Genomic DNA, 430 nt, shown 5'->3' on the forward strand with positions numbered 1-430 from the left:
GTGCGCCGCACCCAGACTGAGATGGAGATCGCCCGTGGCGGGACTGAGGGACAAGCGCGGCTTCATCGATAAGGACCGGCTGGACCTGTCCGAACGTCAGGCCGTCGAATACTGGATGAAACGCTGGGGCGTGACGCGCGATCAGATCACCGCTGCCCACCGCAAGGTCGGCCGCATGACCAAGGACATCGCCGCCGAACTGGGCAAGAAGCGCTGATCGACGCCGCCGATCAGTCGAACCGTCGATCGGGACCAGCCCGCTTCTCTCCGCTGGACCGCGCGCAAAAACCATGAATACTTGACTTTGGCGCAGGGGCTTCTATATGCCGCCCAGCCTCGGGACAGGTCTGCGATACGCGCCGCCCGCTCGCCCAAAGAGGGGCGGTTCCGTCGCTGCTATGCACGCAGACGCTTTTCTTCCCTAGGATTC

The 430-nt window shown here is 63.7% G+C and carries 1 protein-coding gene; it reads left to right on the forward strand.

What is annotated here, in order from left to right; all coding sequences use genetic code 11:
* On the forward strand, positions 1–217 hold a 217-nt coding region (locus tag CVH10_RS17670; RefSeq protein ID WP_219924764.1), incomplete at its 5' end, for a DUF3606 domain-containing protein.
* Between the last annotated feature and the right edge of the window lie 213 nt (positions 218–430).

This window comes from Halomonas sp. ND22Bw, assembly GCF_003011945.1.
Lineage (GTDB): Bacteria > Pseudomonadota > Gammaproteobacteria > Pseudomonadales > Halomonadaceae > Halomonas > Halomonas halophila.